At 72.3% G+C, this 10,591-nt stretch carries 8 protein-coding genes; 2 read left to right on the top strand and 6 right to left on the bottom strand.

Features of this window, described 5'->3' with window-relative positions; all coding sequences use genetic code 11:
- Nucleotides 1-159: 159 nt before the first annotated feature.
- Complete coding sequence (locus tag V9U69_RS16840; protein WP_337063014.1) at nucleotides 160-1,986, top strand: subtype A tannase; 1,827 nt, start codon at nucleotides 160-162, stop codon at nucleotides 1,984-1,986.
- A 24-nt stretch (nucleotides 1,987-2,010) separates the two neighbouring features.
- Here the strand turns inward: V9U69_RS16840 and V9U69_RS16835 are convergent, their stop codons facing one another.
- From V9U69_RS16835 to rhaI, 6 genes are read right to left on the bottom strand one after another with little or no spacing between them, the layout of a single operon-like run.
- Nucleotides 2,011-2,664: a LutC/YkgG family protein gene (locus V9U69_RS16835; RefSeq protein WP_337063013.1), complete on the bottom strand. Its 654-nt coding sequence runs from the start codon at nucleotides 2,662-2,664 to the stop codon at nucleotides 2,011-2,013.
- Entirely contained in the window at nucleotides 2,661-4,184 is a 1,524-nt protein-coding gene (locus tag V9U69_RS16830; RefSeq protein WP_442907803.1) for a LutB/LldF family L-lactate oxidation iron-sulfur protein, read from the bottom strand. Before V9U69_RS16830 ends, V9U69_RS16835 begins: the two co-directional genes overlap by 4 nt.
- 17 nt (nucleotides 4,185-4,201) lie before the next feature.
- Nucleotides 4,202-5,014, bottom strand: a complete 813-nt coding sequence (locus V9U69_RS16825) for a (Fe-S)-binding protein (protein ID WP_337063011.1) — start codon at nucleotides 5,012-5,014, stop codon at nucleotides 4,202-4,204.
- Nucleotides 5,011-6,459 (bottom strand): rhamnulokinase, encoded by a 1,449-nt coding sequence (locus V9U69_RS16820; protein WP_337063010.1) that lies wholly within the window; start codon nucleotides 6,457-6,459, stop codon nucleotides 5,011-5,013. Before V9U69_RS16820 ends, V9U69_RS16825 begins: the two co-directional genes overlap by 4 nt.
- A gap of 21 nt (nucleotides 6,460-6,480) precedes the next feature.
- Nucleotides 6,481-8,547, bottom strand: a complete 2,067-nt coding sequence (locus V9U69_RS16815) for a bifunctional aldolase/short-chain dehydrogenase (protein WP_337063009.1) — start codon at nucleotides 8,545-8,547, stop codon at nucleotides 6,481-6,483.
- Between the two features lie 5 nt (nucleotides 8,548-8,552).
- The gene (gene rhaI, locus V9U69_RS16810) at nucleotides 8,553-9,719 is read right to left on the bottom strand and encodes an L-rhamnose isomerase (protein ID WP_337063008.1); all 1,167 of its coding nucleotides are present in this window, start codon (nucleotides 9,717-9,719) and stop codon (nucleotides 8,553-8,555) included.
- Nucleotides 9,720-10,054: 335 nt separating this feature from the next.
- Between rhaI and V9U69_RS16805 the strand changes: the two genes are divergently transcribed.
- A partial coding sequence (locus V9U69_RS16805; protein ID WP_337063007.1) for an ABC transporter substrate-binding protein occupies nucleotides 10,055-10,591 on the top strand: 537 nt, incomplete at its 3' end.

Genomic DNA, 10,591 nt, shown 5'->3' with positions numbered 1-10,591 from the left:
GCATGGCCCATCAGCACCGACATCTGAAACAGTCACTGAGAAGTTGCCGTGAAGCCGGTGTGAGCTTCCCTCCGCAGGCCTGGAAAGGGGGGGACGCCGCCGGTGAGGCCGTACCGTGAGTGGCGAGTAGTTATCGACACACCACCAGGAGAGAACGAGATGAACCTCAGTCGGCGCGTCGTGCTTCGGGGGGCGGCGGGTACCGGTGCCGTCGGCGTGATGGGGCTGGCGGCCTGCCAGTCGGACACCGACTCGACGAGCGCCCCCTCCACCGCCGCGACGTCCTCCTCCGCGGACGCCGCAGCCTTGACCCTGGACAACGCGGCGTGGAGCTACGACGCGACCAACGACGTCTACTACCAGATCGGCGTCACGTACGTGGCGACCCCCGGCGCGGCCGACTACGAGACGCTGGGCGTGTACGTGCCCGGGAAGTACTTCCAGGCGACCGACAACGGTGACGGCACGTACACCGCCACGATCGACACCGCGGGAACGGTCGGGAACTACACCGCCGCGACCGCGCCCATCGTGGTCCCGGTGAACACCCCGGGCTACGCGGCGCAGAAGCCCCCGACCGAGTACAGCTACGACGACGTCTCCTCCTACGTCGCGGCCGGTTTCGTGTACGTGTTCCCCGGCGTCCGCGGCAGGGACAGCAACACCGACAGCTACACGGGCAACGCCCCGTGGGGGGTCACCGACCTCAAGGCCGCCGTCCGCTACGTGCGCTACAACGCCGACGTCGTCCCCGGGGACAAGGACGGCATCTTCCTGTTCGGGCACAGCGGCGGTGGCGCGCAGACCGCGATCATGGGCTCCTCCGGAGACTCCGAGCTCTACACGCCCTACCTGGAGTCGCTGGGCGCCGCGATGACCACCGCCGACGGCGAGACCATCAGCGACGCGATCGCCGGCGCCATGTGCTGGTGCCCCATCACCAGCCTGGACTACGCCAACGCCGCCTACGAGTGGAACATGGGGCAGTTCTCCTCGACGGACACCCGCGCGGCCGGCACGTGGACGGCCGCCTACTCCACGGACCTCGCCGTGGCGTTCGCGGAGCACCTGAACGACCTCGGCCTGAAGGACGAGTCCGGTCAGCTCCTCCAGCTGAGCGAGTCCCCCAGCGGCCAGTACCTGGCCGGCAGCTACTACGACCACGTCGTCGCCGCGGTCAACACCTCGCTGAACCGCTTCCTGTCCTACACCACCTTCCCGTACACCCCGTCGAACTCCTTCATGGCGGGCTTCAACGGGCAATCGGGAGGCTCCGGTGAGAGGCCCACCGACATGCCCACCGACATGCCCACCGACATGGCCGGCGGCATGCCCGGCGGTGACTCCTCCGAGTCGTCCACGACGTACCAGAGCGTCGAGGAGTACATGGCCTACCTGAACACCGACTCCACCTGGGTCGAGTACGACGCGGCGAGCGGCACGGCCACCGTCCTGAACCTCGAGGGGTTCGTGAAGAGCCAGAAGACCCCGTCCAAGGACGTCGGTGCCTTCGACGGCGTCGACGCCAGCGCCACCGAGAACGTGGTGCTCGGCAAGGGGACGACGGGCCTGCACTTCGCCCCGGTCTCGCGCGACGTGATCGCCGCGGGGCAGGAGGAGTACGCGAACCTGTCCGGCTGGGACTCCGCCTACGCCGCCTCCGAGTACGAGCTGGACTTCGAGGAGACCGACAGCGTCGGTCAGGACGTCGCCTCCCGCCTGGACGCCTACAACCCGATGTACTTCCTCAACGACCTCTACGACGGCTACCAGACCTCCACGGTCGCCCCGCACTGGCGCATCCGCACCGGTATCAAGCAGGGCGACACGGCCAGCACCGTGGAGCTCAACCTGGCGGCCGCCCTGCGCAACTACGGCAGGGAGGTCGACTTCGCCACCGTCTGGGGCGTGGGGCACACCCCCGCCGAGGAGACGGGCGACGCCACGAGCAACTTCATCGCCTGGGTGCAGGAGCGCGTCGCCTGATCCGCCGCGGGCCGTGCACGGTCCTCAGCCGAGGACGACCACGTCCAGCCGGCGGGGGCCGTGCACGCCCTCGACCCGGTCCAGCTCGATGTCGCTGGTGGCGCTGGGACCGGAGATGAACGTCAGCGGCACCGACGGATCCAGCCGCGCCAGCGCCTCCGGCACGGTCTCCACCACGTCGGAGGCGCGCACCACGCACACGTGGTGGTCGGGCACGAGGGTCAGCGCGCGCCGGCCCTGACCGGGGCCGCCACCCGCCAGCACGATCGTGCCGGTCAGGGCGATCGCCACGGAACTCCCGGTGACGACGGCGTCCAGGGCGTCCAGCTCGGGCACCGCCAGCGGCGCCGACGGGTGCTCCTCGACGAGTTCGCGCTCGCCGATCCGCGGGCGCCACTCCTGCGCGAAGTCGGCGGGCACGACGAACCGCCGCGAGCCCGCCTCGTCCAGGCACCGGGCCACGGCGGCGGCGACCTCGTCGGCGGTGCCGGCGCGCAGCACGCGGGCGCGGTAGTCCTCGACCCGCTCCACGAGCAGGTCGAGGACCTCCCGCCCGCCGGGTTCCAGGGAACCGCTGCGGTGGTACTCGCGCGGCACCGGCGGCACCCCGCCGCGCGGGGCCCCGGCGTCGCGGGCGGCGCGCAACCGCGCCAGGACCTCCTCGCGCGCGCCGCTCACGACCGCCCCCCCTGCCCGTCGTCGTTCCCGTCCTCGTGACCACCCGTGCGGGCCCACCACTGCCGGGCGGTCTCCGCCGGCGGGGCGGGCACGTCGCGGCTGTCCGTCCAGTGCGACATCGGCCACGGCAGGGAGCTGATGCGGCCCTTGCGCCCGGCGACCAGCCTGCCCAGCGCCAGGCCCTTCTCCGCGGCGGTGAACCGCCCCGGGGAGCTCATCGCGACCGCGGCGGCCTTCAGCGCCAGGTCCTGCGCGGTGGGCCGCGGGTGCGACTCCACCGACGCCGCGCGCTGCTGCACCAGCAGGTTCGGGATGTCGATGCGCACCGGGCACGCGTCGAAGCACGCCCCGCACAGCGAGGACGCGTACGGCAGCGACGCGTTCGGGTCGTCCGGTCCGGAGATGCCGGTGAGCATGGGGGACAGGACCGCACCGATGGGGCCGGGGTACACCGAGCCGTAGGCGTGCCCGCCGACGCGCTCGTAGACGGGGCACACGTTCAGGCACGCCGAGCAGCGGATGCAGTGCAGCGCCGAACGGCCGTCCTCGTCGGCCAGCACGGCGCTGCGGCCGTTGTCCAGCAGCACGAGGTGGAACTCCTGCGGCCCGTCGCCGGGGGTCACGCCCGTCCAGGTGGAGGTGTACGGATTCATCCGCTCGCCGGTGGACGAGCGCGGCAGCAGCTGCAGGAACACCTCCAGGTCGCTGAACGTGGGCACGAGCTTCTCCACGCCCATGAGCGTGATGAGGGTGTCCGGCAGGGTCAGGCACATGCGCCCGTTGCCCTCGGACTCCACGACCGACAGGGTGCCGGTGTCGGCGACGGCGAAGTTCGCGCCGCTGACGGCGACCTTCGCCGTCAGGAACTTGCGCCGCAGGTGGGCGCGGGCGGCCATCGCCAGCTCGCGCGGCTCGTCGCTCAGCGCCGGGTCCACGTTCGGCATCTCGCGCAGGAAGATCTCCCGGATCTCGCTGCGGTTGCGGTGGATCGCGGGCACGAGGATGTGGCTGGGCGCGTCGTGGCCGAGCTGCACGATGAGCTCGGCCAGGTCGGTCTCCCAGGCGGCGATGCCCTGCTCGGCCAGCGCCTCGTTCAGGCCGGTCTCCTGGGTGGCCATCGACTTCACCTTGACGACCTCGTCGGCGCCGGTGGCGCGCACCAGGTCCGCGACGATCCGGTTCGCCTCGTCGGCGTCCCGTGCCCAGTGCACGTGGCCGCCGCGGGCGGTGACGTTGGCCTCCAGCTGCTCCAGCAGCTCCGGCAACCGGGCCATGACGTCGGCCTTGATCGCCGAGCCGGCCAGGCGCAGCTCCTCCCAGTCGTCGAGCTCGCCGACCACGCCGGCGCGCTTGCCGCGGATGATCCCGGTGGCCTTGCCGAGGTTCCGGCGCAGCTGGGTGTCGGCGAGCTTCGCCTGCGCGGCCTTCGGGAACGAGGTGGCGCCGCGCAGGTTGCCCTGCCCGGCGGGGGAGTGCGTGGGCAGCCCGGTGTCGCGCGAGTCGTCGCGCACGGCGGGCATGCCCAGGTGCGTGGTGCTCACTGCTGCGTCTCCGCCGGTTCGTCGCGCACGCCGCCGGGAGAACCCGCCGCGGCCGGCGTCTGCGTCGCCTCGGTGGAGGCGAGGATCTCCGCCAGGTGCACGGTGCGCACTCCGGTGCGCAGCCGGCCCAGGCCGCCGCCGATGTGCATGAGGCAGGAGGAGTCGCCCGCGGTGCAGACCTCCGCGCGGGTGTCCAGCACGTTGCGCATCTTGTCCGCGAGCATCGCGGTGGACGTCTCGCCGTTCTTCACCGCGAAGGTGCCGCCGAACCCGCAGCACACCTCCGCGTCGGGCAGCTCCACCAGTTCCAGGCCGCGCACCTCGCGCAGCAGCTGCAGCGGCTTGTCGGCCACCCGCAGCATCCGCAGCGAGTGGCAGGTGGGGTGGTAGGTGACGCGGTGCGGGTAGTAGGCGCCGACGTCGGTGACGCCGAGCACGTCCACCAGCAGCTCGGACAGCTCGTAGGTGCGCCCGGCCACCGCCTCGGCCCGCTCCGCCAGGGCGTCGTCGCCGGCGCGGCGGGCCACCATCGCGTGCTGGTGGCGCACGCACCCGGTGCAGGAACCCGACGGCGCCACGACCGCGTCCCACTCGCCGTGGGCGACGGGCTCGAACACGTCCACGTGGTGGCGCACCAGCGGGACCGCCTCGCGCAGGTACCCGGTGTTGACGTGCATCTGCCCGCAGCACGTCTGCCCCTCGGGGAAGACGACCTCGTGGCCCAGCCGCCGCAGCAGCTTCACGGTGGCCTTGACCGCCTGCGGGAACATCGCGTCCCCCAGGCAGGTGGCCATCACGGCGATCCTCACAGCGCTCCGCTCCCCACACGCGTCCCGCGGGGAGCGTAGGTCGTCGTCTCGTGCGTGTCGCGCACCAGGGCGCGCAGGTCCTCCAGCGAACCGGTGAGGTCCCCGTGGGCGCGGGCCTGCACCAGGACGTTGCCCAGGGCGGTGGCCTCCACCGGCCCGGCCACCACCGGCAGCCCGCACGCGGCGGCCGTCAGCTCGCACAGCAGCGCGTTGCGGGCACCGCCGCCGACGAGGTGCACGGCGTCCACCTCGTGCCCGGACAGCCGCACCGCGTCGGCCACCGCGCGCGCGAACGCCTGCGCCAGGCTCTCCACCACGCAGCGCACCACCTCGGCCTTCGCCGTGGGGGCGCGGTGCCCGGCCTCCTCGGCCGCGGCCTGCACGCGGCCCACCATGGGGCCCGGCGGCAGGAACCGCGCGTCGTCGATGTCGACGACCGGCCCTCCGGCGGGCACGTGGGCGGCGGCGGCCAGCAGCGCGGGCAGGTCCTGCTCGCCCTCGGTGCTCGCCCACTCCGCCAGGCACTGCTGCAGCACCCACAGGCCCATGACGTTGCGCAGGTACCGGATGCGCCCGTCCACGCCGCGCTCGTTGGTGAAGTTCGCCGTGAACGACTCCGCCGAGAGCACCGGCTGCTCCAGCTCGACGCCCACCAGGCCCCAGGTGCCGCAGGCGACGTAGGCGAAGCGCTCGTCGCGCGCGGGCACCGCCACGACCGCGGAGGCGGTGTCGTGCGAGCCGACGGCGACCAGGCGCACCGACCCGGGCAGGCCGGTCTCGGCGAGCACCTCCGAGCGCAGACCGCCCAGCACGGTGCCGGGTTCGTGCACGGGCGGCAGCAGCGCCGGGTCGATCCCGGCGAGCTCCACCAGGTCCGGTGCCCACCGGCCGGTGCGCACGTCGGCCAGGCCGGTGGTGGAGGCGTTGGTGGCCTCCGCGCCGCGGTGCCCGGACAGCCAGTACCCGAGCAGGTCGGGCACGAGCAGCAGCTGCGCGGCCGAGCCCAGCAGCGACTCCTCCGCCTCGGCGACGAGCTGGTAGATCGTCGTGAACGGCAGGTGCTGCAGGCCGTTGCGCTCGTACAGCCGCTGCGCGGGGACGCGCTCGAAGACGCGTTCGGCCACGCCCTCGGTGCGCGAGTCGCGGTAGTGCCGCGGAGTGCCGAGCAGGGCACCCTCGCGGGTCAGCAACCCGTAGTCCACCGCCCAGGTGTCCACCCCCACGGTGCGGGCGGCCGCGCCGCCGGGCGTGCGGGCGGCGCGGCCGAGCCCGGCCAGCACCTGGCGCCACAACCCGACGGCGTCCCAGTGCAGCCGCCCGGCCACCTCCACGCCGCCGTTCCAGAAGCGGTGCACCTCGGTCAGCTCCAGCCGCCCGGGGGCGGCGGTGCCGACCATGACGCGCCCGCTGGAGGCGCCGAGGTCCACGGCGACGTGCGTGCTCAAGGAGTTCTCCCGGGGTGGTGGTCAGCGCAGGAACGCGGCGGCGACGCCGGCGTCCACGGGCACGTGCAGTCCGGTGGTGTGCGACAGCTCCCCGCCGGTGAGGACGAACACGGCGTTGGCGACGTGCTCGGGCAGCACCTCCCGCTTGAGCAGGGTGCGCTGGGCGTAGAACTTGCCCAGCTCGTCCTCGGGGATGCCGTACGTCTTGGCGCGCTGAGCGCCCCAGCCGCCGGCGAAGATGCCCGAGCCGCGCACGACGCCGTCGGGGTTGACGCCGTTGACCTTGATGCCGTGCTCGCCGAGCTCGGCGGCCAGCAGGCGCACCTGGTGCGCCTGGTCGGCCTTCACCGCCGAGTAGGCGATGTTGTTCGGGCCGGCGAAGACGGAGTTCTTCGAGGCGATGTAGACGATGTCGCCGCCCAGGCCCTGCGCGATGAGGACCTTCGCCGCGGCCTGGGAGACGAGGAACGACCCCTTGGCCATGACGTCGTGCTGCAGGTCCCAGTCCTTCTCGGTGGTCTCCAGCAGCGGCTTGGAGATCGACAGGCCCGCGTTGTTCACCACCAGGTCCAGGCCGCCGAAGGCGAGGACCGCCTCGTCGATCGCGGCGGCCACGGCGGCCGCGTCCGAGACGTCCGCGGCCACGCCCACCGCCACATCGGCGCCCACCTTCGCGCCGGTGCAGGCGGCGATCTCCTCGGCGGCCGCCTGCGCCTTGGCCAGGTCCAGGTCGGCGACGACGACGCAGGCGCCCTCGGCGGCCAGGCGGGTGGCGATGGCCTTGCCGATGCCGGAGGCGGCGCCGGTCACCAGCGCGATGCGGGTGGCCAGCGGCTTGGGCTTGGGCATGCGCGCGAGCTTGGCCTCCTCCAGCGCCCAGTACTCGATGCGGAACTTCTCCGACTCCTCGATGGGGGAGTAGCTGGAGACGCCCTCGGCGCCGCGCATGACGTTGATCGCGTTGACGTAGAACTCACCGGCCACGCGGGCGGTCTGCTTGTCCTTGCCGAAGGAGAACATGCCCACGCCCGGCACGAGCACGATCAGCGGGTCCGCGCCGCGCATCGCGGGGGAGTCGGCGCTGGCGTGCCGGTCGTAGTAGGCCTGGTAGTCCGCGCGGTACTGCTCGTGCAGCTCGCCCAGGCGCGCGGTGATCTCCTCCACGCTCGCGGTCGCCGGCAGGTCCACGACGAGCGGCTTGACCTTGGTGCGCAGGAAGTGGTCCGGGCAGGAGGTGCCCAGCGCCGCCAGGCGCGGGTGCTGCTCGCGGGCCAGGAAGTCCAGGACCACCTCGGCGTCGCTGAAGTGACCGACCTGCGGCTTGTCGTGCGAGGCGATGCCGCGAACCACGGGGGCCAGCGCGGCGGCCTTCGCGCGCCGCTGCGCCTGCGGCAGGGCGGTGTAGCCGTCCAGGACCGCACCGAACGGCTCGGGCACGCAGTTCGCCTCGAGGTACGCGGTGGCGGTCTCGATGATCCAGCGGGAGTTGGCCTCGGCCTGCTCGCTGGTGGCGCCCCAGGCGGTGATGCCGTGCCCGCCCAGGATCGTGCCGACCGCCTGCGGGTTAGCCTCCTTGATGGCGGCGATGTCCAGGCCCAGCTGGAAACCGGGCCGGCGCCACGGCACCCACACGACCTTGCCCTCGAAGATCGTCTCGGTGAGCTTCTCGCCGTCGGCCGCGCAGGCGATCGCGATGCCGGCGTCGGGGTGCAGGTGGTCCACGTGGGCGGCGTCGACCAGGGCGTGCATCGCGGTGTCGATGGACGGGGCCGCGCCGCCCTTGCCGTGCAGGCAGTAGTCGAACGCGGCGACCATCTCGTCCTCGCGCTCCACGCCCGGGTAGACCTCGCGCAGCGCGCGCACGCGGTCCAGGCGCAGGACCGCCAGGCCCTTCTCCTGCAGAGTGCCCAGGTCACCGCCGGAGCCCTTGACCCACAGCAGCTCGACGTCCTTACCGGTCACCGGGTCCACCGCGGTGCCCTTGGCGGAGGTGTTGCCGCCGGCGTAGTTGGTGAAGCGCGGGTCAGCGCCCAACGCGTGCGAGCGCGCGAGCAGCTCCTCGACGGTGCTGTTCGTGGTGTTCGTCATGTCGTTCAGGCTCCCCATCCCGCCTGCTGGCCGCCGATGCGCTCGGCGGCGATCCTGTCCGCGTAGCCCGACGCCTTGTAGGCGGCCATCGGGTCGGCCGCCAGGCCCATCGACTCGCGCAGCTCCGCCAGCAGCGGGCGCACGTCGGTGTGGTAGGCGTCCATGAACACGTCGTTGGCGGCCAGCACGTCACCGGCCTGCTGCGCGGCGCGCAGCGCCTCGCGGTCCACCAGCAGCGCCTTGGCGGTGGCCTGCTGCACGTTGGTCACCGAGCGGATCTGCCCGGGGATCTTCTCCTCGATGTTGTGGCACTGGTCGAGCATGAAGTTCACCCCCGAGTCCGGCCGCAGCGCGTCCGAGCGCACGATCTCGTACATGATCCGGAACAGCTGGAACGGGTCCGCAGCCCCGGCCATGAGGTCGTCGTCGGCGTAGAAGCGCGAGTTGAAGTCGAAGGCACCCAGACGGCCCGCGCGCAGCAGCTGCACGACGATGAACTCGATGTTCGTGCCGGGTGCGTGGTGGCCGGTGTCGAGAACGACCTTGGCCTTCTCGCCCAGCGCGAGGCAGTGCAGCAGGGAGGTGCCCCAGTCCGGGATGTCGGTGGAGTAGAAGGCGGGCTCGAAGAACTTGTACTCCAGCACCATGCGGTGGTCGTCGTCCAGGAGCGCGTACACCTGCTGCAGGGACTCGGCGAGGCGGTCCTGGCGGTCGCGCAGGTCGTCCTGGCCCGGGTAGTTGGTGCCGTCGGGCAGCCAGACCTTCAGCTCCTTGGAGCCGGTGGCGCGCATGACGTCGACGCACTGGGCGTGGTGGGCGACGGCCTTGGCGCGCACCTTCGCGTCCGGGTGGGTCAGGGAGCCGAGCTTGTAGTCGTCGTCCTGGAAGAGGTTGGAGTTGATCATGCCGATCGTCACGCCGTTGTCGGCGGCGTGGGCGGCGAGCTTGCCGTAGTCGTCGACCAGGTCCCACGGGATGTGCAGGGACACGCGCGGGGCGATGCCGGTGTACCGGTGCACCTGGGCGGCGTCGCTGATCTTCTCGAAGGGGTCGCGCGGGGTGCCGGGGCTGCCGAAGACCTTGAACCGCGTGCCGGAGTTGCCGAACGCCCACGAGGGCAGCTCGATCGTCTGCTGCCGCAGGGCGGCCAGGACCGTGTCGGTCGATGTCATGGGGAACCTCACTCCCTCGGGGGCGAGAGCACCGTAACCGGACTTTGAGACGTTTCACAAGCGTGTGCGGGAGAGTCGCGCCCGCCGCACCGGCCGGGCGGGGGTGCCGGCGCCCGCGGACCGCCCCGGGTCCGGGTGCCACGGGGAGACCTGCGCGCCCCTGACCTGGGTAAACGCATTCCCCGACCCGTTCGGGCGAGGGTGTCGCCGAGTCCTTGACGCGCGGCTCCCGCGCTCCTACCTTCGAGCCCGAGTCACCCTTGAAACGTCTCACCACATCGCGCGAACATCCCGCCCACCGCTCACCGGAGCGGTCGTCTCAACGAGGAGACCCCGTGGCACGTCGACGCACCCCCACCCGCACGCGGGCACTGGCCGCCCTGGCAGTGCTGGCCCTCGCCCCCCTCCCGCTCACCGCCTGCAGCGCCGGAAGCCTCGGCTCCTCCAGCGGCTCGGGCGAGGAGGGCACCACCATCACCTGGCTGACCGGCAGCGACGCCACCGCCCAGGCCACCGCCGCCTCGATCGTCGAGGCGTTCGAGGCGGCCAACCCCGACATCCAGGTCGAGCTGGACGGTCGGCCCGCCGGCGGCGAGGGCGACAACCTCGTCAAGACCCGCCTGCAGACCGGCAGCATGGCCGACGTCTTCGACTACAACTCCGGCTCGCTCTTCCAGCAGATCGCCCCCGAGAAGAACCTGACGCCGCTCGGTGACGACGTCGTCGGCGAGGTGGACGACGCGTACCTGCCCCAGGTCTCCGTCGGCGACACCGCCTACGGCGTCCCCTACGGCACGGCCTTCGGCGGAGGCGTCATGTACAACATGGACGTCTACGAGCAGCTGGGTCTGCAGGTGCCCAAGACCTGGGCC

Origin of the sequence: Kineococcus sp. G2 (assembly GCF_037154035.1) — a bacterium.
In the GTDB taxonomy this organism is placed as follows: Bacteria; Actinomycetota; Actinomycetes; order Actinomycetales; family Kineococcaceae; genus Kineococcus.
The sequence above is the reverse complement of the archived record's forward strand: the minus strand, read 5'-3'. Positions and strand labels throughout refer to the sequence as shown.